Raw genomic sequence first — 23,986 nt, forward strand, 5'->3', positions numbered from 1 at the left:
TTGTACCGTTCATCCATGCCAGAAGCAGCCTCTGCCCCGACGGCCCCGCGGGCCACCATCGGCGACAGCGAGTTCGACCGCGACACCGAGCTCACCCGCCGCGAACCCGGCGTCTACGACATCGACCTCTCCGCCGGCTGGACCATCATCAGCGCCGTCAACGGCGGCTATCTGCTGGCAGTCCTCGGCCGCGCCCTCGCGGACGCCCTGCCGCACGGCGACCCGTTCACGATCTCCGCGCACTACCTCACCGCCTCCCAGCCGGGCCCGGCGGTCGTCCGCACGGATGTGGTGCGCACGGGCCGGACCCTGTCCACCGGCCAGGCCTCGCTCTTCCAGTACGACGAGCAGGGCCGCGAGGTCGAGCGGATCCGCGTCCTCGCCTCCTACGGCGACCTGGACTCCCTGCCCGACGACGTCCGTACGACGGCCAAGCCGCCCGTGATCCCGCCGATGGATCACTGCTTCGGCCCCGAGGACGGTCCCGCGCCCGTCTCCGGCAGCTCGGCCATCGCCGACCGCCTGATGCTCAAGCTCGACCCGTCCACCCTGGGCTGGGCACTCGGGCAGCCCTCCGGCAAGGGCGAGATGAGGGCCTGGTTCGGCCTGGCCGACGGCCGCGAAGCCGACCCCTTCTCCCTGCTCCTCGCGGTGGACGCGCTGCCGCCGACCGCCTTCGAGATCGGCATCTCCGGCTGGGTCCCCACGGTCGAGCTGACGGTCCACATACGCTGCCGCCCGGCCCCGGGCCCCCTGCGGGTGTCGATCACGACCCGCAATCTCGCGGGCGGCTTCCTGGAGGAGGACGCGGAGGTCTGGGACAGTGCGGACCGACTGGTGGCTCAGTCGAGGCAGCTGGCACGGGTGAGGCTCGGCGGCGCCGGGAGCTGACGGCTCCGACTTGAGTCTTACTTTGCCGCGCGCACAGGCCGTCGACAGCAGGCCCCCAAGGAAGCCCTAAGCGCCGTTGGTTGAGTCCAGCCCAAGGACTTCCTCATCTTCCATGGAGCTGTTTCTCATGAAGCGTGCGCGTCTCCTCCCCGCCGTGGCCCTGCTGGCGCTCTCGCCCCTGGCCCTGGCGGCCTGCGGGTCCGGCGACTCGTCGTCGACGTCGAACGGCGGCAACTCCGGACAGCAGCAGTCGTGCCAACAGCCGTCGGGCGCGCCCTCGGGCATGCCGAGCGGGGCGCCGTCCGGTGCGCCTTCGGCCGGTGCCTCCGGTGCGCCGTCAGGTGCCCCCAGCGGTGCCCCCAGCGGCGCTCCGGGCGGGGGGCAGGGCGGTCCCGGTGGGGGACAGGGCGGCTGCGGGGGCGGTCCGGGCGGAGGTCAGGGCGGCGGGGCGGCGCCCAGCGGTGCCCCGAGCGGCGCGCCCAGCGCGGCGGCTTCGGCGACCAAGAGCTGACGTACGACACCGTACGAAGCCGAAACGCAGCCGAACGAAGCCGAACGGCGAGGGCGGCACTCCCGGTGACCGGGGGTGCCGCCCTCTTCCTGTTTGCGGTGCTCAGTCCAGCCAGTGCTCCCGGCCGATGCTTATCAGTCGCATCCGGCGGTTCGCGGCCCGCGTGACGCGGCGCCGCTCCTCCTGCGGCGCCTCCAGGACGTCCAGGAACAGCGAGGCGGTGATCAGCATCTGGTCGACGTAGAGGTTGGCCAGCATGAGGAGGTCGTCGTCGTTCCAGCCCTCGGAGATCGGGTCCTTGGCGAGCGCGACCTTCACCTCGTCGGCGAACCGGGCCAGTTGGTCCTGGATCGCCTCCCGCACGGACTGCACGCCGCCGTGCCGCTCGCGGGCGATGAAGCGGACGTGCGCCGGATGCGTCTCGACGTGGCGGGCGATCAGGTCGACGGCACGCTCCACGCGTTGGTCGCTCTCGCCGGCCGAGGACACGATCGTGCGGATCATCGGGTGCAGGCTCCCCAGCGCCTCCTCGACGAGGGCGACGCCGAGGTCGGCGGTGGAGCGGAAGTGCCGGTAGAAGGCGGTCGGGGCGACGCCTACGGCGCGGGTGACCTCGCGCAGGCCCAGGCTGCTCAGGCTCTGCTCCTCCAGCAGTGCCAACGCCGCGTCCAGCAGCGCCTGGCGGGTTTTCTGTTTCTGGGCCTGCCGAAGGCCGAGGGTGTGACTCATGCCATGCAGTTAACAACTGTTCTCTGGAATTGAAAAGCCGTGTGGCGCGCTAGACTTGGAGTCAGTGAACAACTGTTACTACAACTGTTCACCGAAACGTAACGAGAGAGATCGTCACGCGAGATCTCGGAGGGGGATCCGACCCATGCTGTTCCTCGTCGCCGCGCTCCTGCTGCTGGGCGTGATGCTGGGCGCCGTCGCCCACGCACCGCTCGCCTTCACCGTCGTCGCCGCCGCTGTGATCGCCGTCTGGCTGGCCGTCTTCGCCGCCCGCGAGCGTCACGCCCGCCGCAACTGACTCCATCCACCGGACCGAACCGACACCTCGGGAGCTGACACCCATGCAACTCACCGCACCGGCCACCGCCCGCCCCGGCACCCGCACCCGCGACGCCGACGGCATGGCCGTGGCGTCCTTCATCCTCGGCCTCCTCGGGCTGCTGGTCTTCAACGTCTTCCTCGGCCCGACCGCGATCGTCCTGGCCGCCGCGTCCCTCTGGCGGGGCACCGGCCGCAAGGGCCGGGCGTACCTGGGCATGGGGTTGGGGGTTGCCGACCTGCTCGTCCTGCTGGCGTTCATGCAGATGGACAGCACGCTGTCGTGGAGCTTCTGACAGTCGCCGGGGGCAGGGCCCCGAGCTTGCGGCAGGCGGCCAGGGACGAGCCGCAGCCGCGAGCCGAGCGCGCTGAAGCATCCGCGAAGCATCCCCGTCAGCAGCCGTTCCGCAAGGGGCCTTGACGCCAGGTCCCCTATCGGCGCCCCTTAGACTCGTGGTCACCATGGCTTACCTCGACCACGCCGCGACGACTCCCATGCTCCCGGAGGCGGCAGAGGCGCTGACCGCCCAGCTGAGCGTCACCGGCAACGCCTCCTCCCTCCACGCATCCGGCCGCCGCGCGAGGCGCACCGTCGAGGAGGCCCGCGAGACCCTCGCGGAAGCGCTCGGCGCCCGCCCCAGCGAGGTCGTCTTCACCTCCGGCGGCACCGAGGCCGACAACCTCGCGGTCAAGGGCCTTTACTGGTCCCGCCGCGACGCCGACCCGGAAAGGGCCCGCACGCGCGTCCTCGCCAGCCCCGTCGAACACCACGCCGTCCTCGACGCCGTCCACTGGCTCGGCGAGCACGAGGGCGCCACGATCGAGTACCTCCCGGTCGACTCCCACGGACGCGTCCACCCCGACGCCCTGCGCGAAGCCATCGCCCGCGACCCCCACGACGTCGCCCTGGCCACCGTGATGTGGGCCAACAACGAGATCGGCACGATCATGCCGATCCGTGAACTGGCCGACGTGGCAAGGGAGTTCGACGTCCCCCTGCATGCGGACGCCGTCCAGGCCTTCGGTCAGGTCCCCGTCGACTTCGCCGCCTCCGGCCTCGCCGCGATGACCGTCTCCGGCCACAAGATCGGCGGCCCGTACGGCATCGGCGCGCTGCTCCTGGGCCGCGACCGCACCCCCGTCCCCGTCCTGCACGGCGGCGGCCAGGAACGCCACGTCCGCTCCGGCACGCTCGACGTGCCCGCCATCGCCTCCTTCTCGGTCGCCGGCCGCCTCGCCGCCGAGCAGCGCGAGTGGTTCGACCGCGAGATCGGCGCCCTGCGCGACGCCCTGGTCGGCGCGGTCCGTACGGCCGTCCCGGACGCGATCCTCGGCGGCGACCCGGCACCCGGCGGCCGCCTCCCCGCCAACGCCCACTTCACCTTCCCCGGCTGCGAGGGCGACTCCCTGCTCCTGCTGCTGGACGCCCAGGGCATCGAGTGCTCCACCGGCTCCGCCTGCACGGCGGGCGTCGCCCAGCCCAGCCACGTCCTGCTGGCCACCGGCACCGACCCCGACCTGGCCCGCGGCACCCTGCGCTTCTCCCTCGGCCACACCTCCACGGAGGCCGACGTCGAGGCGGTCGCCAAGGCGATCGGCCCGGCGGTGGAACGCGCGCGGGCGGCCGGCCTAACGTAAACCGGCCGGCCTGACGTAGGGCGGCCGGCCTGACGTAGGGCGGCTACGCCTTCGCCTTCGCCGTACGAGCCGCCCGCACCAGCTTCATGTACCGGTCCCAGTCCCAGTGCTCCCCGGGGTCGGTGTGGTCCGTGCCCGGCACTTCCACGTGCCCGATGATGTGCTCGCGGTCGACGGGGATGTCGTAGCGCGCGCATATCCGGGCCGTCAGACGCGCCGAGGCCTCGTACATCTCGTCCGTGAGGTCCTGCGGGCGCTCCACGAAGCCCTCGTGCTCGATGCCGACGCTGCGCTCGTTGTAGTCGCGGTTGCCCGCGTGGTACGCCACGTCCAGCTCGCGGATCATCTGTGTGACGTGGCCGTCCTTGCGGACGATGTAGTGCGCGGCCGCCCCGTGCTCCGGGTCCTGGAAGACCTTCACCGCGCTGGCGAAGCTGCCCTGGGTGACATGGATGATCACCATGTCTATGCCGTAGTCGTCGGGCCGGTCCGCCCGCCGCCAGTTCGCGTCCGACGCCGCCACCCACCGCGCCCCGGCGAAGTCGACCTCGCCCTCCTTGCGCGGCTTCTCCACGCCCGGCACCCGCCACCACAGGCGCGCCAGCTCGTCGCGGGCCAGCACGGCAGTGCCCAGTGCGGCCGCCGTCCCCCCGATGAGCAACGCACGACGCCCGACCTTCCGGTCGCCGTCCTTCGAAGCCTTCCGCTGTCCCATGTGATCGTCAACGGATACTCGGGGGCCCTGGTTCCCGCGCCCCCTTACCCTGGAAGGGTTATGACTGACACCGCGCAGCCCTCCCGCCCCCTCCGCGTCCTCGCCGCCATGTCCGGCGGGGTCGACTCCGCCGTCGCCGCCGCCCGCGCCGCCGAGGCGGGGCACGACGTGACCGGCGTCCACCTCGCCCTCTCCGCGAACCCCCAATCCTTCCGCACGGGCGCGCGGGGCTGTTGCACCATCGAGGACTCCCGCGACGCCCGCCGCGCCGCCGACGTCATCGGCATCCCGTTCTACGTGTGGGACCTCGCCGACCGCTTCCGCGAGGACGTGGTCGAGGACTTCATCGCCGAGTACGAGGCCGGCCGCACCCCGAACCCCTGCCTGCGCTGCAACGAGAAGATCAAGTTCGCGGCCCTGCTCGACAAGGCGCTGGCCCTCGGCTTCGACGCGGTCTGCACCGGCCACTACGCCACGGTCGTGCTGGGCGAGGACGGCACGCGCGAGCTGCACCGCGCCTCCGACATGGCCAAGGACCAGTCGTACGTCCTCGGTGTCCTGGACGAGAAGCAGCTGGCGCACGCGATGTTCCCGCTCGGCGACACCCTGACGACCAAGGACGAGATCCGCGCGGAGGCCGAGCGCAGGGGCCTCGCGGTCGCGAAGAAGCCCGACTCGCACGACATCTGCTTCATCGCCGACGGCGACACCCAGGGCTTCCTGGCAGGCCGCCTCGGCAAGGCGGAGGGCGACATCGTCGACGAGGCGGGAGACAAGCTCGGCACCCACGACGGGGCGTTCGGCTTCACCATCGGCCAGCGCAAGGGCCTGCGCATCGGCACCCCGGCCTCCGACGGCAAGCCGCGCTACGTCCTCGACATCTCGCCGGTGAACAACACGGTGACGGTCGGCCCGGCGGCCTCCCTCGACGTGAGCGCCCTCACCGCGATCAAGCCCCGCTGGTGCGGCGCCGCCCCGACCGGGCCCGGCACCTACACCGCCCAGCTGCGCGCCCACGGCGGCGAGACCGAGGTGAGCGCCGAGATGGTCGACGGCGCCCTGGAGGTCACCTTCACCGAGCCGGTCCGTGGCGTGGCCCCCGGCCAGGCGATCGTCCTGTACGACGGCACGCGCGTGGTGGGCTCGGCGACGATCGCGTCGACGGTGCGGGCGACGCCGACGGCTGTCTGAGACGGGGCTCCCGGGCTGGGCCGAATTCCGGGCACACGCGTGTGCCCGTCCCCCGCCCCGATCACGCCCCGAAGAACTCCGCCAGCACCGGCCCGAGAACGTCCGGATCCACCATGTGGGTCTGCCCCTCCAGGCTCCGGTACGTCCCCTCGGGCACGCTCTGCGCGACCGTCCGCGTCGCCTCGCGCATCCACGCGGGGCTCGCGCTGCCCGCGACGGCCAGCACCGGCGCCGTGATCGAGGCGAGCCGGTCCAGGGGCACCAGACCGTCGCCCATGACGGCGTCGTCGTAGGCCAGGCTCGGCGCGATCGTCTCCATGCCGGCCCACATGGGGGACTGGCGGGCGCCCTGGATCATCTGCTCGGCCATCCCCGTCAGCCGCAGGAACAGCTCGACGGCATCCCCACGCCGGCCCTCGTCGAGCGCCTCGGTCAGCCGCTCGGTGTACTCGGCGCGCTCGCGCGCACCGCCCTCGTAGACGGCGAACGGCACCTCGTAGACCGCGACCTGGCGCACCGGCAGCCCGCTCGCCGCCGCCCGCAGCACCAGCGCGCCGCCCGAGGAGGTGCCGTACAGCGCCGCCTCGCCGCCCACCGCGTCGATCAGCGCGGCCAGGTCCTCGACCTCGCGCTCCACCGCGTACGGCGACTCCTCGCCGCTCTGGCCGCGTCCACGCCGGTCGTACACGACGACCCGGAACCGCTCCGACAGGGGCACGGCCAACGGCGCCACCGTGCCCCCGGTCGACATCGCACCACTGACGAGGATCACCGCCGGGCCGTCACCGCTGGTCTCGTACGCGATCGACGTCCCGTCGGCTGAATTGGTGTGCTTGTCCATGTCTGTGGAGATTGCCGTACGGCGCGGAACTAATCGTTCACGACACTTCGACTTCGTAGAAGCAGAGGTGGTCCTTGATCTCGGAAACGTCCGGCTTCGGGTCCGGGTACGACCAGACGAGGTCCGCCGCGTCCGGCAGTGACCAGTAGGAGGCCGTTCCCTTGAAGGGGCAGTAGGTGTGGGTGTCGGAGGGGGTCAGCAGCTCCAGTCGTACGTCCTCGGCGGGGAAGTAGTAGCGCACGGGACAGCCCGTCTCCCGCAGGGCCAGGGCCCGCTCGCTCTCCGCGAGGACCTGGCCGCCGTGAACGGCCCGCACGCGTCGTGTGTCCTGCTCGATCGTGATCGTGTGTCCATCAGCCATACCCGGAAAAGCACTCGCGGGGGCCGGGTTCTTCCCGCGTACGGTGGCTGCATGCGAATCTGCGTCTTCCTCTCCGCCGCCGACCTCGACGACCGTTACACGCGCCCCGCGCGCGAGTTCGCGAAACTGCTGGGCAAGGGCGGGCACACGCTCGTGTGGGGCGGTTCCGACGTCGGGCTGATGAAGGTCGTCGCGGACGGCGTGCAGGAGGCGGGCGGACGGCTCGTCGGGGTCTCCGTGGAGTTCCTGGCCGCCAAGGTCCGCCCGGGCGTGGACGAGATGGTGATCGCCAAGGACCTCGCCGAGCGCAAGAGGCTGCTGCTGGACAAGGCCGACGCCGTGGTGATCATGGTCGGCGGCACGGGCACCCTCGACGAGGCCACCGAGATCCTGGAGCTGAAGAAGCACGGCCACACGGACAAGCCGGTGGTCCTGCTCAACACCGCCGGCTTCTACGACGGCCTTCAGGAGCAGTTCCGCCGCATGGAGGACGAGGGCTTCCTGCCCCGCCCGCTGGCCGACCTGGTGTTCTTCGCGCAGGAGCCGATGGGGGCGCTGGCGTACCTGGAGGAGAGCCGGGGCGCGGAGTGAACGGGCACTGATGCGAGCATGGCGGGCATGGCTACACATGTGATCACCGGAGCCGGCTCCGGCATCGGCGCGGCCGTCGCCCGCCGCCTGCACGCGCGCGGGGACGATCTCGTGCTCCACGCGCGCGACGCGGCCCGCGCGAAGGAGCTGGCGGCGCAGTTCCCCGGCGCGCGCACCCTGGTCGGCGACCTGGCGGACCCGGACAAGCTGTCCTGGGCCTTCTCCCACCAGTCGCTGCCGGACCGGGTGGACTCCCTGCTCCACATCGCCGGCGTCGTCGACCTGGGCCCGGTGGGCGACCTGACCCCGAAGTCCTGGCGTCACCAGCTCAACGTCAACCTGATCTCCCCGGCCGAACTCACCCGCCACTTCCTGCCGCAGCTGCGCGTCGCCCACGGCCATGTGATCTTCGTGAACTCGGGCGCGGGCCTGCGCGCGAGCGCCGAGTGGTCCGCGTACGCCGCGTCCAAGCACGGCCTGAAGGCCCTGGCCGACTCCCTGCGCAACGAGGAGCACGACCACGGCGTCAGGGTCACGTCCGTCTACCCCGGCCGCACCGCCAGTCCCATGCAGGCGAAGGTCCACCAGCAGGAGGGCAAGGCGTACGACGAGTCGAAGTGGATCGACCCCGAGTCGGTCGCCACGACGATCCTGATGGCCCTGGACCTCCCGAGGGACGCGGAGGTCAACGACCTGACGGTACGCCCGGGAAACTGACGGCTCTTCCACGGCGCCGGTCCGGGCACGGTCCCCCCGGAGGGTTACGTACGCTTCGGGGGTGAGCGACAACAGCACCCAGTTCAGCTTCGGCGCGGCCACCGGCGTCGGTTCGATGCCCGGCGGCGACGCCCGCGAGGCCGCCAGGACCGTCACCGGGTCCTTCGAGGACTTTCCGTTCCTCGCCGAACTGCCCGCTCGCGGACCCGGCGCGGACATGATCGGCCGCACCGCCGGGATGCTCGTCGAGCTGTACGCGCGCGTGGAGCCCAGCGGGTGGCGGCTCGGCGACCGGCCGGGGCGGGACACCAGGCGGGCCCGGTCGTGGCTGGGGGAGGACCTCGACGCACTGGAGGAGTTCACCCAGGGGTACGAGGGGCCGCTGAAGGTCCAGGCCGTGGGGCCCTGGACGCTGGCCGCCGCCCTTGAGCTGAGGAACGGCGAGGCCGCCCTCTCCGACGCCGGCGCCTGCCGCGACCTCGCCGCCTCGCTCGCCGAAGGGCTGCGCCAGCACCTCGCGGAGGTCAGCCGCCGCTTCCCCGGCGCCCAGGTGGTGCTGCAACTCGACGAGCCCTCCCTCGTCGCCGTCCTGCTCGGACAGGTGCGGTCCGCCAGCGGGTACCGGACCCACCGCGCCGTGGACCGGCAGATCGTCGAGGCCGCGCTCCACGACGTCGTCGGGGTTCACGGCGAAGGACCCGTCGTGGTCCACTCGTGCGCACCGGACGTCCCGTTCGCCCTGCTGCGCCGGGCGGGGGCGGCGGCGATCTCCTTCGACTTCTCGCTCCTCACCGAGCGTGACGACGACGCGATCGGCGAGGCGGTGGAAGGGGGGACCCGGCTCTTCGCCGGTGTCGTCCCCGGCACGGACGGCCCATTGTCAGACCCTGCCGGTAGCGTCATGGGTGTCAGGACGTTGTGGCGCAGGCTGGGGCTGTCACCGGGGCTTCTCGCGGAGGCCGTCACGGTCACGCCGTCGTGCGGACTCGCGGGGGCTTCCCCCGAGTACGCACGCCAGGCTCTCGCCCACTGCGCCCGGGCGGCGAGATCCCTCGCGGACAACCCAGAGTAACGGGAGGACAACACGGTGGCCGGCGACAATCAAGCGGAGACGACGGTGCCCGTCGAGGCACGGGAGAAGCACGCGAAGATCGCTGAGCAGATCGAGGAGCACCGCTTCCGGTACTACGTGAAGGACGCTCCCGTCGTCAGCGACGCGGAGTTCGACGAGCTGCTGCGCACCCTCGAAGCGCTGGAGGACGAGTATCCGGAGCTGCGCACGCCGGACTCGCCGACGCAGAAGGTGTCCGTCGAGTTCCAGACCGACCTGGCCGAGGTCGAGCACCGCGAGCGCATGCTCTCCCTCGACAATGTCTTCGACGACGCCGGGCTCGCCGCCTGGGCGGAGCGCGTGCACAAGGACGTCGGCACCTCCGGGTACCACTTCCTGTGCGAGCTCAAGGTCGACGGCCTCGCGGTGAACCTGACGTACGAGAAGGGCAGGCTGACGCGCGCGGCCACCCGCGGCACGGGCCGGATCGGTGAGGACATCACCCCCAATGTCATGACGATCGCGGAGATTCCGCACCGTCTGACGGGCGACCACGTTCCGGAGCTCGTCGAGATCCGCGGCGAGGTCTACTTCCCGATGGAGGCCTTCGGGGAGCTCAACGAGCGCCGGGTGGCGGCGGGCGAGAAGCCGTACGCCAACCCGCGCAACTCCGCCTCGGGTTCGCTGCGGCAGAAGGACCCGAAGGTCACCGCGACCCTTCCGCTGCACATGGTCGTCCACGGCATCGGCGCCCTGGAGGGCTTCGAGGGCCTGACCCGGCTCTCCGAGGCGTACGACCTGCTCAAGTCCTGGGGCCTGCCCACCTCCACGCACAACAGAGTCGTCGACGACCTCGACGGCGTCGGTGAGTTCATCGCGTACTACGGCGAGAACCGCCACTCCGTGGAGCACGAGATCGACGGAGTGGTCGTCAAGCTCGACGAGATCCCGCTCCAGGGCCGCCTCGGCTCCACCTCGCGCGCACCGCGCTGGGCCATCGCGTACAAGTACGCGCCGGAAGAGGTCAACACCAAGCTCGTCAACATCCGTGTGGGCGTGGGCCGCACCGGACGGGTCACGCCGTACGCCCAGGTCGAGCCGGTCACGGTCGCGGGCTCGGAGGTCGAGTTCGCCACCCTGCACAACCAGGACGTGGTCAAGGCCAAGGGCGTCCTCATCGGCGACACGGTGGTGCTGCGCAAGGCCGGCGAGGTCATCCCGGAGATCCTCGGACCGGTCGTCGACCTGCGCGACGGCAGCGAGCGCGAGTTCGTGATGCCGTCCGAGTGCCCCGAGTGCGGTACGGCGCTCAGGCCGATGAAGGAGGCCGACGTCGACCTGCGCTGCCCGAACGCCCGCTCCTGCCCTGCCCAGTTGCGCGAGCGGCTGTTCTACCTCGCGGGCCGCAAGGCGCTGGACATCGAGCACTTCGGCTACGTCGCCGCCGCCGCGCTGACCAAGCCGCTGGAGCCCTCCGAGCCGCCGCTGGTGGACGAGGGCGACCTGTTCGACCTGACCGCCGAGCAGTTGCTGCCCATCAAGGCGTACGTCCTCGATCAGGACAGCGGCCTGCCCAAGCGCGATCCGAAGACCGGCGAGGAGAAGATCGCCACGGTCTTCGCCAACCAGCAGGGCGAGCTCAAGAAGAACGCGGTTTCGATGCTGGAGTTCATCGCCGCCGCCAAGGAGCGCCCGCTGGCCCGCATCCTCACCGGCCTGTCGATCCGTCATGTCGGCCCGGTCGCCGCCGAGGCGCTGGCGCGTGAGTTCCGCTCCGTCGACCGCATCGAGCAGGCGAGCGAGGAGGAGCTGGCGAACACCGACGGCGTCGGGTCGATCATCGCCGCCTCGCTCAAGGAGTGGTTCGCCGAGGAGTGGCACCAGGAGATCCTTCGCAAGTGGAAGGCGGCCGGCGTCCGCATGGAGGAGGAGAGCTCCGGTGAGGACGAGGGGCCGCGCCCGCTGGAGGGGCTCACGGTCGTTGTCACCGGCACACTGGAGCACTTCACGCGCGACGGGGCGAAGGACGCGCTCCAGAGCCGCGGAGCGAAGGTAACCGGTTCCGTTTCGAAAAAGACATCTTTTGTTGTGGTGGGCGACAACCCCGGCTCCAAGTACGACAAGGCCATGCAGGTCAAGGTCCCTGTTCTGAACGAGGACGGCTTCAATGTCCTGCTGGAACAGGGGCCCGACGCGGCGGCCGAAGTTGCCCTCCCCGCAGAGGAGTAGCGGTTGAAGGCCCCCCGATCGGCGCATATCAGATGCATACGGGTGGCTGGGGCGCATTCGGGCAACCGTCGACGACCGCTGCCCGTGGAAGCCTTATGCGGCCTACTGTTGAGATGTGCGCCTGCCGTGCCCAACTGCGGTTGGGGCATCCCCTTGCTCTGGAAGGGCTTTGGAGGGTGAGGGGAAGGGCTTTCCAACGCGGTGCCGTTGAGGGTCGTTGTCGGGCATCGGGCCGCGTGGCGTGGGCACCGCCGGCTGTGAGAGGGACGGGAATGGAACCGACCGAGAGCGCCGCCCCGCACTCACGGCTGCGTCGGATGGCCGACGCATGGCGAGGGTGGGCGACGCGGACCGCGAAGCGTTCGCGCGCGGAAAGAGGCGCGGGGAGTGCCGCCGGGCCGCCCACTGTGGCGGACGGCCGCACCGCCGTGCAGCTCGGCGTCGACCACTCCGCCGGGCTGCCGCACGCCGAGCACGACCGCCACCTGTCGTGGCCCGCCCTGCCCTCGGCGGTCGTCGCGGCCGCCGGGTTCGTCCTCGGCGCCGGGTTCTACCGGGCGTTCACCGACCACCACGCCCTCTTCCCGTCCGGCACGGTCGGCTGGTCGCTGGCCGTGCTGACCGGCGTCATCGTCGGCCATCTCGTCGCCCTCGGCCGCGCGCGCTGGTGGGGCGGCACCGGCTCCGGCGCCGCCCTCACCCTCGCGGTGCTGATGCTCTACGGCTGGGTGCCGGCCGGCATGGTCAGCCTCACCGTCGTCGTCCTGGTCGGGGTGGCCCGCCGCAACCGCTGGCGCCAGGGCGTGCTGCACGGCGCGGTGGACATCCTCGGCATCGCCGCCGGAGCCCTGGTGCTGGCCGCCTTCGGCCGGGTGCCGACCGTCGAGAACCCCTGGAACCCCGACAGCTGGACGCTCTACACCGCCCCCGGCGTGGTGCTCGTCGCCGCCGCGTATCTCGCGGTCACCCGGGTCCTGTTGTGGTACCTGCAGTCCCCGCGCGGCGGCCTGCCCACCGTCGAGCGCACCGCGCTGGTCAGACAGGGCCTCGTCGCGGTCGCGCTGCTCGGCATCGCGCCCCTGGTGTGTGTCGTCGCCATCGCCAAGCCCCTGCTGCTGCCGCTGTTCGCCATCCCGCTCGTCGCCCTCGACTCCACCCTGTGGATAGCGCGGGCCCGGGCGGAGGAGCAGCTGCGCGATCCGCTGACCGGGCTGCCCAACCGGCAGTGGCTGTTGGAGCGCATCTGGACCGCACTCGACGACGCCGAGCGCATCGGCGCCCGGTCCGCCCTGATGCTGATCGACCTCGACCGCTTCCGATCGGTCAATGACACGCTCGGTCATCTGGCCGGTGACCGCTTGCTGTTGCAGATAGCGGACCGGCTGCGCCTGGCGCTGCCGCGCGGAGCGGAGGCCGCGCGGCTCGGCGGTGACGAGTTCGCCGTCTTACTGCCGGTCGCCGACTCCACGACGTCCGCGACGCGGGTCGCCCGCGCGCTGGTCACGGCCCTGAGCTCCCCGCTCGACCTCGACGGCCTCACCCTGGTCCTGGAGGCCAGCGCCGGAGTCGCCGTCTTCCCGGACCACGCCCTCGACGCCGAGGGGTTGCTGCGGCGCGCGGACGTGGCGATGTACCAGGCGAAGCGGGACCGCACGGGCGTGGAGGTCTACGAGTCGAAGCGCGACTCGAACACCCCCGACCGGCTGGGCCTGCTCGGGGACCTGCGGCGCGCCCTCGACGCGCAGGAGGTCGAGCTGCACTACCAGCCCAAGGTCCGCTTCGACGGTCAGGTCGCCGGGCTGGAGGCCCTGGTCCGGTGGGTGCACCCGGAGCGGGGGAGGGTGGCGCCGGACGAGTTCATAGCGATCGCCGAGTCGTCGGGGCTGATGCCGCATCTGACGGAGTACGTGCTGGAGACGGCGCTCGCGCAGGTGGCCCGGTGGCGGGCCCAGGGGCTCTATGTGCCCGTGGCGGTCAACGTCTCGCCGCGTGACGTCCACACCCCCGGGTTCGCGGGCTCGGTCGCCGCGCGGCTCGCCCGGCACGGTGTCCCGGCGGGAGCGCTCCAACTGGAGATAACGGAACACGTCCTGCTGGAGGACCCGCAGCGGGCCGCGGACACGCTGGCCGGGCTGACCGGGCACGGCGTGAAGATGTCCTTGGACGACTTCGGCACGGGCTACTCGTCCCTCGTGCATCTGCGACGGCTGCCGGTGAGCGAGCTGAAGATCGACCGATCGTTCGTGGCCCGGCTCGCGGTGGACAACGAGGACGCGGAGATCGTGCGCTGCACGGTGGACCTGGCGCATTCGCTGGGCCTGCTCGTGGTCGCCGAGGGCGTCGAGGACGACGAGACGTGGGAGCGGCTGCGGGACCTGGGCTGCGACGCCGTACAGGGCTGGCTGGTGGCCGCCGCGATGCCGCCGGAGGAGACGACGGCATGGCTGCGGGCGCGGGGGTCGCGGGGTTGGCAGCGACCGCGCGCGGCGTTGCCGGCCGCCGAGTAGTTCTCCGACAGGGGGACCCCATCGCGGCGGAGTCGCAGATCGATACCGCCCCGCCCCTTCAGGGCGCTGCTGCGAAGTGTCCGATCAGCAGCGCCAACCTCTGTTCATGAGCTCTCTCCGGCAGTCGGCCGCTGCGCATCAGCGTGACCAACCCATGGAGCCCTGCCCAGTACGTCTCCGTCAGCACTCCCAGATCCTCGCCCTCCTTGGCGGTGGGCTCCACCGCCGCTGCCAGCTCACCGAAGGCCCGCTTCAGCGGCTCCGGGGCCTCGGCGGTGGCGAACGGCAGGTCCACCCGGTACGTGAACATGGCGTCGTAGAGCGCCGGTCGTCGTCGGCCGAAGGCCGTGTACGTCTCGCCCACCGCCGCCAGCGCCTCGCGCGTGCCCTTCGCTGCCGTGCGGGCCGTGCGTAGTTCCTCCGCCAAGTCGGCGCAGCCCTGCACCGCCACCGCGGCCATGATCGCGTCCTTGCCCTTGAAGTGGCTGTAGAGGACGGGCTGGCTGTACTCGATCTCCGCCGCGAGGCGGCGCGTCGTCACCGCGTCCCAGCCCTCCGACTCCGCGAGTTCCCGCGCGGCCGTGACGATCAGCCGCTCGCGTTCCGCTCGTTCGCGCTCCTTGCGCGTCTGGATCGACATGCCCGAAATTCTAGCACTGCTAGCACATCTGTCGACGCTCTGCTAGCTTCACTCCTGTCCCTAGCGCTGCTAGCAAGGAGTGAAGACATGACCGTGACCGCGTACACCCTGGCCGTCGTGCTCAACCTGTTCTGCGTGTTCCTCGGCTACCGGTTCCTGTTCCAGCCCGCCTCCGCCGCCACCGGCTACGGCGTCCCGGCCCGGCCGGAGGGCGACGCCGGCGCCTATCTCTCCGTCAAGGGCCTGCGGGACGGCACCTTCGGCCTGGTGGGCCTGGCGCTGCTGTTCTTCGTCGGCGCCCGCGCCGAGGCCTGGTTCATGCTCGCCGTGGCGATCGTGCCGATGTTCGACACACTGATAGTGCTGCGGCACGGCGGCACGAAGGCCGTGGCCTTCGGGATTCACTTCGCCACGGCGGTCGTCGTGCTCCTCAGTGCCGTTCTGCTCTTCCTCGTCTGAGTACGTCCACAACGTCATCGCACCGGGGGTTGGGGAAATGTCGCTGTTCGTTCCGAAGTTCGACGAGTCCGTGATCGTCCGCGAGGCCGAGGCCGAAGTCGTCGGCCGGGCGCCCACCACCGTCCGGCTGCTGGCCGACAGCAGCCGGACCGGCGGCGCGCTGTCCACCCAGCGCGTCACGCTCACGAGCGGCGCCGACGGCGCCAAGCCGCACTGGCACGACAACTCCGCCGAGATGTTCTTCCTGCTCGACGGCGCCGCCGAGATCCTCTCCGGCGACGACGTCGTCACCGCCGGCCCCGGCGACCTCGTCGTCGTGCCGCCCGGCAAGCCGCATGCCTTCTCCGCCGTGCCGGGCGCCGACGCCGACCTGCTGATCGTCATCACCCCGGGCGTCGAGCGCTTCGAGTACTTCCGCCACCTCCAGCGCATCGCCCTCGGCGAGGCCACCGTGGAGAGCCTGTTGGAGGTGCAGGAGCGGTACGACAACCACTTCCTCAGGAGCGAGGCCTGGGACGGGCGCAGCCGGTGACGAGGCACCCACCGGCGCGGGGCCGGGAAACCGTTTCACGGCCACGGGCCCCCGCCCCATAGGATTGGCCTCAAACACACACACTCACCCCAGAGGATCGCTGCATGCCTGGCATCACGCGCGAGGAGGTCGCCCACCTCGCACGGCTGGCGCGTCTGGAGCTGAAGCCCGAAGAGCTCGAGCACTTCGCGGGACAGCTGGACGACATCATCGGCGCGGTCGCACGCGTCAGCGAGGTCGCCGACCAAGACGTACCGCCGACCTCGCACCCGCTCCCGCTGACGAATGTCATGCGGGCGGACGAGGTCCGTCCGTCGCTCACCCCCGAGCAGGCGCTCTCCAGCGCCCCGGCCCAGGAGCAGCAGCGTTTCAAGGTGCCGCAGATCCTGGGGGAGGACTAACCGCCATGACGGACAACGTCAACATCATCAAGCTGACGGCCGCCGAGACCGCCGAGAAGATCGCCTCCGGCGAGCTCACGGCCGTCCAGGTCACCGAGGCACACCTGGCCCGCATCGAGGCCGTCGACGAGAAGGTGCACGCCTTCCTGCACGTCGACCGCGAGGGCGCCCTCGCGCAGGCCCGTGCCGTCGACGACAAGCGCGCCAAGGGCGAGAAGCTCGGCCCGCTGGCCGGCGTCCCGCTCGCGCTGAAGGACATCTTCACCACCGAGGGGATTCCGACGACCGTCGGTTCGAAGATCCTCGAAGGCTGGATCCCGCCGTACGACGCCACCCTCACCAAGCGTCTCAAGGCCGCCGACGTCGTCATCCTCGGCAAGACCAACATGGACGAGTTCGCCATGGGGTCGAGCACCGAGAACAGCGCGTACGGGCCCACCGGCAACCCCTGGGACCTCACCAAGATCCCCGGTGGCTCCGGCGGTGGCTCCTCCGCCGCCCTCGCCTCCTTCCAGGCCCCCCTCGCCATCGGCACCGACACCGGCGGTTCCATCCGCCAGCCGGCCTCCGTCACCGGCACGGTGGGCGTGAAGCCGACGTACGGCGCGGTCTCGCGGTTCGGCATGGTCGCCTTCTCGTCCTCCCTCGACCAGGGCGGCCCCTGTGCCCGTACGGTCCTGGACGCGGCCCTGCTGCACGAGGTCATCGCCGGGCACGACCCGCTCGACTCCACCTCCATCGACGCCCCGGTCCCGCCGGTCGTCGAGGCCGCCCGCAACGGCAGCGTCCAGGGCATGCGCGTCGGCGTCGTCAAGCAGTTCCGCGGCGAGGGCTACCAGGCCGGTGTCATCCAGCGGTTCGACGAGTCCGTCGAGCTGCTGAAGGAACTGGGCGCCGAGATCGTCGAGCTGGACTGCCCGTCCTTCGACCTCGCCCTGTCGGCGTACTACCTGATCGCGCCCTCCGAGTGCTCCTCCAACCTCGCCCGCTTCGACGGCCTGCGCTACGGCCGGCGGACCGGCGACGACGGCACGCACTCCGCCGAGGAGGTCACCTCCCTCACCCGTGAGGCGGGCTTCGGCCCCGAGGTGAAGCGCCGCATCATGCTGGGCACGTACGCGCTGTCGAGCGGGTACTACGACGCGTACTACGGCTCCGCGCAGAAGGTCCGCACGCTCATCACCCGGGACTTCGAGAAGGCCTTCGAGCAGGTCGACGTGATCGTCTCTCCGACGACACCGACCACCGCCTTCGCGATCGGCGAGCGTGCCGACGACCCGATGGCGATGTACCTCGCCGACCTGTGCACCATCCCCACCAACCTCGCGGGCAACGCGGCCATGTCGCTGCCCTGCGGTCTGGCCCCGGAGGACAACCTCCCGGTCGGGCTGCAGATCATCGCGCCGGCACTGAAGGACGACCGTCTTTACAAGGTCGGCGCCGCCGTCGAGGCCGCCTTCGTGGAAAAGTGGGGGCACCCGCTGTTGGAGGAGGCACCGTCGCTGTGAGCAAGCTGTCCAAGGCGAAGGACTTCAAGAAGTCCAAGTCCGGTACGTACCTGTCCATGGCCACCACCGCGTTCGGCGCGTTCGGTGTCGCCAAGCAGATCAAGAAGGCCCGCGCCGAGCACGACACGCTGCGGCTCGTCGACGCCACCGTCTCCGCGGTCGCGATCGTCACCGGCCTCGCCATCCTCTATCGCGAGCTGAAGCGGCTGGGCGACGACGACGTCCTGCTGGGCTGAGAGGGAAGTTTCACCGTGACCACCACGACCGACCTGGTGTCGTACGAGGACGCGCTGGCGTCGTACGACCCCGTCATGGGCCTTGAGGTCCATGTCGAACTCGGCACCAAGACCAAGATGTTCTGCGGCTGTTCGACGACGCTCGGCGCCGACCCGAACACCCAGACCTGCCCCACCTGCCTCGGCCTGCCCGGCGCGCTCCCGGTCGTCAACGCGACCGGCGTCGAGTCGGCGATCAAGATCGGTCTTGCGCTGAACTGCGAGATCGCCGAGTGGTGCCGCTTCGCCCGGAAGAACTACTTCTATCCGGACATGCCGAAGAACTTCCAGACCTCCCAGTACGACGAGCCGATCGCCTTCAACGGCTACCTCGACGTCCAGCTGGAGGACGGCGAGACCTTCCGGGTGCAGATCGAGCGCGCCCACATGGAGGAGGACACCGGCAAGTCGACGCACGTCGGCGGCGCGACGGGCCGTATCCACGGCGCCTCGCACTCGCTGCTGGACTACAACCGCGCCGGCATCCCGCTCATCGAGATCGTCACCAAGCCGATCGAGGGTGCGGGCGAGCGCGCCCCCGAGGTGGCGAAGGCGTACGTCCGTGAGCTGCGCGAGCTCATCAAGGCGCTCGGTGTCTCGGAAGCCCGCATGGAGATGGGCCAGATGCGCTGCGACGTGAACCTGTCGCTGCGCCCGAACGGCACCGAGAAGTTCGGCACCCGCTCCGAGACGAAGAACGTGAACTCGCTGCGTTCCGTGGAGCGTGCGGCCCGCTTCGAGATCCAGCGGCACGCGGCCGTCCTCGGCAGCGGCGGCACGATCATCCAGGAGACCCGGCACTTCCACGAGGACACGGGGTCCACGACCTCGGGCCGCGTGAAGGAGGAGGCCGAGGACTACCGGTACTTCCCCGAGCCGGACCTCGTGCCGGTGGCACCGCCTCGCGAGTGGGTCGAGGAGATCCGCGCCGGGCTGCCGGAGATGCCGCTGGCCCGCCGTAACCGGCTGCTCGCCGAGTGGGGCATCTCCGCCGTCGAGATGCAGGCGATCCTCAACGCCGGTGCGCTGGACCTGATCGTCGCCACGATCGACGCCGGTGCCGACGCCGCGTCCGCCCGCAAGTGGTGGATGGGCGAACTGGCGCGCAGCGCCAACGAGTCGGGCACGTCCCTGGACGAGCTGTCGATCACGCCGCTGCAGGTCGCCCGCGTCTGCGAGCTGGTCTCGAAGGGCGACCTGAACGACAAGCTCGCCCGCCAGGTCATCGAGGGCGTCCTCGCGGGCGAGGGCACGCCGGACGAGGTCGTCGACCAGCGCGGTCTGAAGGTCGTCTCCGACGAGGGCGCCCTGACCACCGCGGTCGAGGAGGCCATCGCCGGCAACCCGGCCATCGCCGACAAGATCCGCGGCGGCAAGGTGGCCGCGGCCGGCGCCCTGGTCGGCGCGGTCATGAAGGCGACCCGGGGTCAGGCCGACGCGGCGCGCGTCAAGGAGCTGATCCTGGAGCAGCTGGGCGTCAGCGAGGGCTGAGCCCGTAGCCGTACACCCCGAGGGGGACGCATCGACCGTGATGCGTCCCCCTCGGCGCGCTATCAGATACGGCGGCCCACCAGCCGTACGAAGCCCAGCGCACGCCCCTCGTCCAGCCGCACCATGTCACCGACCTGGCGGGCCATCGTGCGATGGAACTCCTCCGGGCTCTCCTCGGCGACCACGTCGCACCACAGCAGCCAGTCCCGCCAGCCGTCCGGCTGCCAGTCGGCGGCCTCGACCTCGACGGCGCCGCTGCGGGTCCACTGCCGCCGCCACCAGTCGGCCGAGTGGAAGCACCAGTAGTCGGGCTCCCAGTAGGGCTTCAGATGCTCTGGCGGCTCGATCCCGTCCGGCTCGTCCCGCAGCGCCGGTACGACGACGCCGATCCGCCCGCCCGGCTTCAACAGGCGGGTGAGCGTGGGCAGATACAGATCGTTCGTGCCGAAGTACTGGTAGGCGTCGATGCTCACGATCGCGTCGAAGCCGCCCTCGGCGAACGGCAGGTCGTGCGCCTCCACGCGGACCGGCAGCACACGGTCGGCGAAACCGGCCTCGGCGACGCGCCGGGCGTTGTCGTCGGGTTCGATCCACAGGTCGGCGGCGGTGACTTGGGCGTCGTACTCCCTGGCCAGGAACACGGAGGTCATCGCCCGGCCACAGCCCAGGTCGAGGACGCGTGCGCACGGGCGCAGGGCGTCCAGGCCGAGGGCGGGGGCCAGCCACTCCAGCAGCCAGAGTGCGTTCGGGCCCATCTGGTTCTCGACGACCCAGCGGGGGTCGTAGCTGTTGCTGCGCGGGTGGCCTGGGTGGGTCAGCCGCTCGGCGAGGTCCTCATCCGAGGTCCTCCGGGTGACGTTCGGCATCGGTGAACGGGCTCCTTGAGTCCGGGGAAGCGGAAAGGGATACGAAAGGAGCTCGGTCGGACGCTCAAACAATGCACCTGCCCAGGTCGGCGGCGGTGTGCCGCGAGATGGTCGACCTTCGGAAGCTAGCAGTCGGCCGCGCGGCCCCGCACCCGCTTTCGCAGCGCGACGCGCTACGCTCGCCCGCCATGAGTGGACGCGGTGATTCCGAGATATCCGAGACGGGGGAGGACCGTACCGACGAGACCGAGCACGTGGAGGATGCCGACCCGGCGCAGGTGGCGCGGCGGGCCCGCTGGACGGCCGTCGTGACCGGGGCGCTGCTCGCCCTCGCGGGGCTGGCCGCCTCGACGCTGCGTCTCAGTGGGGCGGCCCCGCCCCTCGTCCCGGCCGCCTACGCCTTCGGCGCCGCGGTCTGCGCGCTCGCCGCGTTCCTCGGGTCCCGGGGGCGCACCCGGCGGGCGCTGTGGCTGCTGGTGGCCGGAGTGATGGTGATGGCGCTGGGAGACCAGTTCGACTGATGTGACAGGCGCCACTCGGCAACGACAGAGTGAACGTTACTGTCCTGTGATCTGCCTCCCATTCCTGTGAATAAACCCACGAACGAGGCAAACGATCTCGCCCTCCTGCGAGAGTTTGCTTCACATCGCTCATGCGTTCTTTGCGGGCTGTTCACTTTCCTGAACGACTGATCCCGGTCAAAGATCCACAAATCGTCCCCCGGGAGCACGTTCGTGGCAGCTCTTGCACGCTGGTGTGTCCAACGTCGCCTCGTCGCCGTACTGCTCTGGCTGCTCGCCTTCGGCGGGGTGACCGCGGGCGCCGTCGTGACGGGCACCGCGTACTCGAACGACTACCAGGTCCCCGGCACCGAGTCCGGCCGCGCCACGCAGCTCCTGCAGGACGGCTTCCCCGGCCTGGGAGGCGACAGCGACACCGTCGTCTGGCACACCCCGTCCGGCACCGTCCGCGCCGCCGACGTCGAACAGACCATGACGCGCACCCTCGACGAGATCGCGGAACTGCCCGGCATCGCGGCCGTCACCAGCCCGTACGACAAGCAGGGCACCGCCCAGATCAGCGAGGACGGGCACACGGCGTACGCCACCGTCACCTTCGACGACAGCGCCGAGAACCTCGACAAGGGCGAGGCGCAGGCCGTCGTGAGCGCGGCCAAGGACGCCGAGGCCGACGGGCTTCAGGTCGAGCTGGGCGGCAGCGCCGTCGCCCTCACCGAGTCCTCGGGCGGCCATCTCGCCGAGGTCGTCGGAGTGGCCGTCGCCGCGGTCGTGCTGTTCCTCGCCTTCGGCTCGCTCGCCGCCTCGCTGTTGCCCATCGCGACCGCACTGGTCAGCGTCGGCACCGCGTACGCCGCGATAGCGCTGCTCGGGCACGCCATGACCGTGGCCGACTTCGCGCCCATGCTCGGGATGCTCATCGGGCTCGGCGTCGGCATCGACTACGCCCTGTTCATCGTCACCCGCCACCGGCGTGGACTGAAACGCGGCCTGCCCGTCGCCGAGTCGATCACGAACGCCGTGTCGACCACCGGACGGGCCGTGGTCTTCGCGGGCGCGACGGTGTGCATTGCCCTGCTCGGCATGCTGATCCTGCAGCTGAGCTTCCTCAACGGCGTCGCGATAGCGGCCTCGCTGACCGTGGTCCTCACCGTCGCGGCCTCCGTGACCCTGCTGCCCGCCCTGCTGTCGTTCATCGGCATGCGCGCCCTCAGCCGCCGCGAGCGGCGCCGGCTGACCGAGCACGGCCCCGAGCCCGAGCTGCCCACCGGGTTCGCCGCCCGCTGGTCGGCGTTCGTGGAGCGCCACCCCAAGGCGCTCGGTGCGATCGCCCTGGCCGTGATCACGGTCCTCGCACTGCCCACCCTGGGCCTGCGCCTGGGCACCTCCGACCAGGGCAACGCCCCGCAGACCTCGACCACCCGCCAGGCCTACGACCTGCTCGCCGACGGTTTCGGGCCCGGCGTGAACGGCCCGCTCACCCTCGTCTCCAAGGTCGACGGCGGCGACGACAAGCTCGCCCTCGACAACCTCGACGCCACTCTGCGGGGCACCGAGGGCGTCGCTTCGGTGACGCCGGTGACCTACAACTCCGGCGGCGACACCGCGTACCTCACCCTCGTACCGGAGTCCTCCCCGCAGTCGCGGCAGACCAGCGACCTCGTCGACCGGCTGCGCGACGAGATCCTGCCCCGCGCCCAGACCGGCACCTCGCTCGATGTGAACGTCGGCGGCATGACGGCCGGCTACGACGACTTCGCCGACGTGATCGTCGGCAAGCTGCCGCTCTTCGTCGGCGTCGTCGTCGGACTGGGCTGTCTGCTGCTCCTGCTCGCCTTCCGGTCCGTCGGCATCCCGCTGAAGGCCGCCGTGATGAACGTGGCTGCCGTCGCCGCCGCCTTCGGTGTCGTCGTCGCGATCTTCCAGTGGGGCTGGGGGAGCGAGCTCCTCGGACTGGGCCGCGCCGGGCCGATCGAGCCATTCCTCCCCGTGATCATGGTGTCGGTGCTGTTCGGCCTCTCCATGGACTACCAGGTCTTCCTGGTCAGCCGGATGTACGAGGAGTGGCTGGAGACCGGCGACAACCGGCGGGCCGTCCGGATCGGCCTCGCCGAGACCAGCCGGGTGATCAACTCCGCCGCGGTCATCATGATCTCGGTCTTCCTCGCCTTCGTCCTCAGCGGCGACCGCGTGATCGCCATGTTCGGCATCGCCCTCGCCGCCGCCGTCGCCCTGGACGCCTTCGTCCTGCGCACCCTCCTCGTCCCCGCCCTGATGCACATGCTCGGCGGCGCCAACTGGTGGCTGCCGCGCTGGCTGGACCGGCGCATGCCCCGCATCAGCATCGAGCCGCCCGAGTCCCGCGCCGCCCATGAGAGGCTCACCGACGTCGTGGCGGAACTGGAGAAGGAGCAGCGGGGCGATGTACGCGATATCGCTGGGTGACGACGGATCCGAGCTGAGGCCCCTGGAGCCCTGGCACGCGGAGGAGTTCCTCGCGAACCTGGAGCGGGGCCGGGAGTTCATCGGGGAGTACATCCCGTTCGGCTCGAACGCCACCGACGTGGCGTCGGCACGGGAGACACTCCAGCGGTACGCGGACATGCGCGCCGCGGACACGGCGTCGTACCACGGCATCTGGCTGGACGGAAAACTCGTCGGCGGGGTTCTCACCCTGAACTTCGACGCGGCGACCGGCAACTGCGAGGTCGGGTGCTGGCTGGAGCCCGCCGCGACCGGACGCGGGCTCATCACCCGGGCCATGCGGGTGCTCATCGACTGGGCGGTCGAGGAACGCGGCATCCACCGCGTCGAATGGGTCGCAGCCTCCGGGAACACCGCCAGCCTGAACGTCGCCCGGCGGCTCGGAATGACCCGCGACGGCGTACGCCGCCAGGCTCACCCCTATCGTGGGGTGCGGCACGACCTGGAGGTGTGGTCGATCCTCGCCCCGGCGTGGCGTGAAGCACGCGCGCGTGCCGCACACAACGATCATTAAGACACCTC

At 70.9% G+C, this 23,986-nt stretch carries 26 protein-coding genes; 20 read left to right on the plus strand and 6 right to left on the minus strand.

Features of this window, described 5'->3' with window-relative positions:
* The first annotated feature begins 15 nt into the window (after positions 1 to 15).
* Together OG254_RS33760 and OG254_RS33765 are read left to right on the plus strand one after the other, a co-directional pair.
* Positions 16 to 891: a thioesterase family protein gene (locus OG254_RS33760; protein WP_405589329.1), complete on the plus strand. Its 876-nt coding sequence runs from the start codon at positions 16 to 18 to the stop codon at positions 889 to 891.
* 127 nt (positions 892 to 1,018) lie between these two features.
* Complete coding sequence (locus OG254_RS33765; RefSeq protein ID WP_405589332.1) at positions 1,019 to 1,402, plus strand: hypothetical protein; 384 nt, start codon at positions 1,019 to 1,021, stop codon at positions 1,400 to 1,402.
* Positions 1,403 to 1,504: 102 nt separating this feature from the next.
* On the opposite strand, the gene OG254_RS33770 is transcribed toward OG254_RS33765, so the two are convergent.
* Entirely contained in the window at positions 1,505 to 2,131 is a 627-nt protein-coding gene (locus tag OG254_RS33770; RefSeq protein WP_351188156.1) for a TetR family transcriptional regulator, read from the minus strand.
* Positions 2,132 to 2,195: 64 nt separating this feature from the next.
* Between OG254_RS33770 and OG254_RS33775 the strand changes: the two genes are divergently transcribed.
* The 3 genes from OG254_RS33775 (at position 2,196) to OG254_RS33785 (ending at position 4,087) form a co-directional block, all read left to right on the plus strand.
* Complete coding sequence (locus OG254_RS33775) at positions 2,196 to 2,429, plus strand: DUF3099 domain-containing protein (protein ID WP_405589335.1); 234 nt, start codon at positions 2,196 to 2,198, stop codon at positions 2,427 to 2,429.
* Positions 2,430 to 2,472: 43 nt separating this feature from the next.
* Positions 2,473 to 2,745 (plus strand): DUF4190 domain-containing protein, encoded by a 273-nt coding sequence (locus tag OG254_RS33780; RefSeq protein WP_147993880.1) that lies wholly within the window; start codon positions 2,473 to 2,475, stop codon positions 2,743 to 2,745.
* 166 nt (positions 2,746 to 2,911) lie between these two features.
* Entirely contained in the window at positions 2,912 to 4,087 is a 1,176-nt protein-coding gene (locus OG254_RS33785; RefSeq protein ID WP_405589338.1) for a cysteine desulfurase family protein, read from the plus strand.
* 43 nt (positions 4,088 to 4,130) lie between these two features.
* Here the strand turns inward: OG254_RS33785 and OG254_RS33790 are convergent, their stop codons facing one another.
* Complete coding sequence (locus OG254_RS33790) at positions 4,131 to 4,802, minus strand: peptidoglycan recognition family protein (protein ID WP_351188164.1); 672 nt, start codon at positions 4,800 to 4,802, stop codon at positions 4,131 to 4,133.
* 60 nt (positions 4,803 to 4,862) lie between these two features.
* Between OG254_RS33790 and mnmA the strand changes: the two genes are divergently transcribed.
* Entirely contained in the window at positions 4,863 to 5,993 is a 1,131-nt protein-coding gene (mnmA, locus tag OG254_RS33795; protein WP_405589342.1) for a tRNA 2-thiouridine(34) synthase MnmA, read from the plus strand.
* Between the two features lie 61 nt (positions 5,994 to 6,054).
* Here the strand turns inward: mnmA and OG254_RS33800 are convergent, their stop codons facing one another.
* Both OG254_RS33800 and OG254_RS33805 read right to left on the minus strand, forming a co-directional pair.
* Entirely contained in the window at positions 6,055 to 6,834 is a 780-nt protein-coding gene (locus OG254_RS33800) for an alpha/beta fold hydrolase (RefSeq protein WP_405589344.1), read from the minus strand.
* 37 nt (positions 6,835 to 6,871) lie between these two features.
* Positions 6,872 to 7,195 (minus strand): DUF427 domain-containing protein, encoded by a 324-nt coding sequence (locus OG254_RS33805; RefSeq protein ID WP_405589346.1) that lies wholly within the window; start codon positions 7,193 to 7,195, stop codon positions 6,872 to 6,874.
* A gap of 51 nt (positions 7,196 to 7,246) precedes the next feature.
* Here OG254_RS33805 and OG254_RS33810 point away from each other — a divergent pair, with 51 nt between their 5' ends.
* The 5 genes from OG254_RS33810 to OG254_RS33830 all read left to right on the plus strand — a co-directional run bounded on the left by OG254_RS33810 (position 7,247) and on the right by OG254_RS33830 (position 14,290).
* Positions 7,247 to 7,786 carry a TIGR00730 family Rossman fold protein gene (locus tag OG254_RS33810; protein ID WP_405589348.1) on the plus strand — a complete coding sequence of 180 codons (540 nt, stop codon included), beginning with the start codon at positions 7,247 to 7,249 and terminating at the stop codon, positions 7,784 to 7,786.
* 18 nt (positions 7,787 to 7,804) lie between these two features.
* Positions 7,805 to 8,503: an SDR family oxidoreductase gene (locus OG254_RS33815; protein ID WP_405589351.1), complete on the plus strand. Its 699-nt coding sequence runs from the start codon at positions 7,805 to 7,807 to the stop codon at positions 8,501 to 8,503.
* Between the two features lie 61 nt (positions 8,504 to 8,564).
* Positions 8,565 to 9,575 (plus strand): methionine synthase, encoded by a 1,011-nt coding sequence (locus OG254_RS33820; protein ID WP_405589354.1) that lies wholly within the window; start codon positions 8,565 to 8,567, stop codon positions 9,573 to 9,575.
* A 15-nt stretch (positions 9,576 to 9,590) separates the two neighbouring features.
* Positions 9,591 to 11,783, plus strand: a complete 2,193-nt coding sequence (gene ligA / locus OG254_RS33825) for an NAD-dependent DNA ligase LigA (protein WP_405589357.1) — start codon at positions 9,591 to 9,593, stop codon at positions 11,781 to 11,783.
* Between the two features lie 272 nt (positions 11,784 to 12,055).
* The gene (locus OG254_RS33830; RefSeq protein ID WP_405589360.1) at positions 12,056 to 14,290 is read left to right on the plus strand and encodes a putative bifunctional diguanylate cyclase/phosphodiesterase; all 2,235 of its coding nucleotides are present in this window, start codon (positions 12,056 to 12,058) and stop codon (positions 14,288 to 14,290) included.
* A 58-nt stretch (positions 14,291 to 14,348) separates the two neighbouring features.
* On the opposite strand, the gene OG254_RS33835 is transcribed toward OG254_RS33830, so the two are convergent.
* A complete protein-coding gene (locus OG254_RS33835; protein WP_405589363.1) occupies positions 14,349 to 14,930 on the minus strand; it encodes a TetR/AcrR family transcriptional regulator in 582 nt (193 codons plus the stop codon).
* 87 nt (positions 14,931 to 15,017) lie between these two features.
* Between OG254_RS33835 and OG254_RS33840 the strand changes: the two genes are divergently transcribed.
* The 6 genes from OG254_RS33840 (at position 15,018) to gatB (ending at position 19,596) form a co-directional block, all read left to right on the plus strand.
* Positions 15,018 to 15,389, plus strand: coding sequence for a DUF4267 domain-containing protein (locus OG254_RS33840; protein WP_405589366.1), 372 nt, complete (start codon positions 15,018 to 15,020; stop codon positions 15,387 to 15,389).
* A gap of 37 nt (positions 15,390 to 15,426) precedes the next feature.
* Complete coding sequence (locus OG254_RS33845; protein WP_405589369.1) at positions 15,427 to 15,921, plus strand: cupin domain-containing protein; 495 nt, start codon at positions 15,427 to 15,429, stop codon at positions 15,919 to 15,921.
* A gap of 104 nt (positions 15,922 to 16,025) precedes the next feature.
* On the plus strand, positions 16,026 to 16,322 hold the full coding sequence (gene gatC / locus OG254_RS33850) for an Asp-tRNA(Asn)/Glu-tRNA(Gln) amidotransferase subunit GatC (protein WP_405589372.1): 297 nt from the start codon (positions 16,026 to 16,028) through the stop codon (positions 16,320 to 16,322).
* A gap of 5 nt (positions 16,323 to 16,327) precedes the next feature.
* Positions 16,328 to 17,830: an Asp-tRNA(Asn)/Glu-tRNA(Gln) amidotransferase subunit GatA gene (gene gatA / locus OG254_RS33855; RefSeq protein WP_351188187.1), complete on the plus strand. Its 1,503-nt coding sequence runs from the start codon at positions 16,328 to 16,330 to the stop codon at positions 17,828 to 17,830.
* Positions 17,827 to 18,066, plus strand: coding sequence for a hypothetical protein (locus tag OG254_RS33860; protein ID WP_228625348.1), 240 nt, complete (start codon positions 17,827 to 17,829; stop codon positions 18,064 to 18,066). The genes gatA and OG254_RS33860 overlap by 4 nt, the downstream gene beginning before the upstream one ends.
* 15 nt (positions 18,067 to 18,081) lie before the next feature.
* Positions 18,082 to 19,596, plus strand: a complete 1,515-nt coding sequence (gene gatB / locus OG254_RS33865; RefSeq protein ID WP_405589375.1) for an Asp-tRNA(Asn)/Glu-tRNA(Gln) amidotransferase subunit GatB — start codon at positions 18,082 to 18,084, stop codon at positions 19,594 to 19,596.
* 62 nt (positions 19,597 to 19,658) lie between these two features.
* Here the strand turns inward: gatB and OG254_RS33870 are convergent, their stop codons facing one another.
* Positions 19,659 to 20,462, minus strand: coding sequence for an SAM-dependent methyltransferase (locus tag OG254_RS33870; protein ID WP_405589378.1), 804 nt, complete (start codon positions 20,460 to 20,462; stop codon positions 19,659 to 19,661).
* A gap of 188 nt (positions 20,463 to 20,650) precedes the next feature.
* Here OG254_RS33870 and OG254_RS33875 point away from each other — a divergent pair, with 188 nt between their 5' ends.
* The 3 genes from OG254_RS33875 to OG254_RS33885 all read left to right on the plus strand — a co-directional run bounded on the left by OG254_RS33875 (position 20,651) and on the right by OG254_RS33885 (position 23,978).
* A complete protein-coding gene (locus OG254_RS33875) occupies positions 20,651 to 20,983 on the plus strand; it encodes a hypothetical protein (protein WP_405589380.1) in 333 nt (110 codons plus the stop codon).
* Between the two features lie 213 nt (positions 20,984 to 21,196).
* On the plus strand, positions 21,197 to 23,425 hold the full coding sequence (locus OG254_RS33880; protein ID WP_405589382.1) for an MMPL family transporter: 2,229 nt from the start codon (positions 21,197 to 21,199) through the stop codon (positions 23,423 to 23,425).
* Positions 23,403 to 23,978 (plus strand): GNAT family N-acetyltransferase, encoded by a 576-nt coding sequence (locus tag OG254_RS33885; protein ID WP_405589386.1) that lies wholly within the window; start codon positions 23,403 to 23,405, stop codon positions 23,976 to 23,978. The genes OG254_RS33880 and OG254_RS33885 overlap by 23 nt, the downstream gene beginning before the upstream one ends.
* Positions 23,979 to 23,986 lie beyond the last annotated feature (8 nt).

The organism is Streptomyces sp. NBC_01092 (assembly GCF_045039535.1).
In the GTDB taxonomy this organism is placed as follows: domain Bacteria; phylum Actinomycetota; class Actinomycetes; order Streptomycetales; family Streptomycetaceae; genus Streptomyces.

What these genes read in the sequence shown, in the direction of transcription:
- OG254_RS33835 (WP_405589363.1), bottom strand. Translation starts at nt 14,930, where the DNA reads ATGTCGATCCAGACGCGCAAGGAGCGCGAACGAGCGGAACGCGAGCGG.
- OG254_RS33770 (WP_351188156.1), bottom strand. Translation starts at nt 2,131, where the DNA reads ATGAGTCACACCCTCGGCCTTCGGCAGGCCCAGAAACAGAAAACCCGC.
- OG254_RS33870 (WP_405589378.1), bottom strand. Translation starts at nt 20,462, where the DNA reads ATGCCGAACGTCACCCGGAGGACCTCGGATGAGGACCTCGCCGAGCGG.
- OG254_RS33885 (WP_405589386.1), top strand. Translation starts at nt 23,403, where the DNA reads ATGTACGCGATATCGCTGGGTGACGACGGATCCGAGCTGAGGCCCCTG.
- OG254_RS33790 (WP_351188164.1), bottom strand. Translation starts at nt 4,802, where the DNA reads ATGGGACAGCGGAAGGCTTCGAAGGACGGCGACCGGAAGGTCGGGCGT.
- gatA (WP_351188187.1), top strand. Translation starts at nt 16,328, where the DNA reads ATGACGGACAACGTCAACATCATCAAGCTGACGGCCGCCGAGACCGCC.
- OG254_RS33760 (WP_405589329.1), top strand. Translation starts at nt 16, where the DNA reads ATGCCAGAAGCAGCCTCTGCCCCGACGGCCCCGCGGGCCACCATCGGC.
- OG254_RS33805 (WP_405589346.1), bottom strand. Translation starts at nt 7,195, where the DNA reads ATGGCTGATGGACACACGATCACGATCGAGCAGGACACACGACGCGTG.
- OG254_RS33785 (WP_405589338.1), top strand. Translation starts at nt 2,912, where the DNA reads ATGGCTTACCTCGACCACGCCGCGACGACTCCCATGCTCCCGGAGGCG.
- OG254_RS33840 (WP_405589366.1), top strand. Translation starts at nt 15,018, where the DNA reads ATGACCGTGACCGCGTACACCCTGGCCGTCGTGCTCAACCTGTTCTGC.
- gatC (WP_405589372.1), top strand. Translation starts at nt 16,026, where the DNA reads ATGCCTGGCATCACGCGCGAGGAGGTCGCCCACCTCGCACGGCTGGCG.
- OG254_RS33845 (WP_405589369.1), top strand. Translation starts at nt 15,427, where the DNA reads ATGTCGCTGTTCGTTCCGAAGTTCGACGAGTCCGTGATCGTCCGCGAG.
- OG254_RS33765 (WP_405589332.1), top strand. Translation starts at nt 1,019, where the DNA reads ATGAAGCGTGCGCGTCTCCTCCCCGCCGTGGCCCTGCTGGCGCTCTCG.
- OG254_RS33800 (WP_405589344.1), bottom strand. Translation starts at nt 6,834, where the DNA reads ATGGACAAGCACACCAATTCAGCCGACGGGACGTCGATCGCGTACGAG.
- OG254_RS33780 (WP_147993880.1), top strand. Translation starts at nt 2,473, where the DNA reads ATGCAACTCACCGCACCGGCCACCGCCCGCCCCGGCACCCGCACCCGC.
- OG254_RS33875 (WP_405589380.1), top strand. Translation starts at nt 20,651, where the DNA reads ATGAGTGGACGCGGTGATTCCGAGATATCCGAGACGGGGGAGGACCGT.
- mnmA (WP_405589342.1), top strand. Translation starts at nt 4,863, where the DNA reads ATGACTGACACCGCGCAGCCCTCCCGCCCCCTCCGCGTCCTCGCCGCC.
- OG254_RS33810 (WP_405589348.1), top strand. Translation starts at nt 7,247, where the DNA reads ATGCGAATCTGCGTCTTCCTCTCCGCCGCCGACCTCGACGACCGTTAC.
- OG254_RS33815 (WP_405589351.1), top strand. Translation starts at nt 7,805, where the DNA reads ATGGCGGGCATGGCTACACATGTGATCACCGGAGCCGGCTCCGGCATC.
- OG254_RS33830 (WP_405589360.1), top strand. Translation starts at nt 12,056, where the DNA reads ATGGAACCGACCGAGAGCGCCGCCCCGCACTCACGGCTGCGTCGGATG.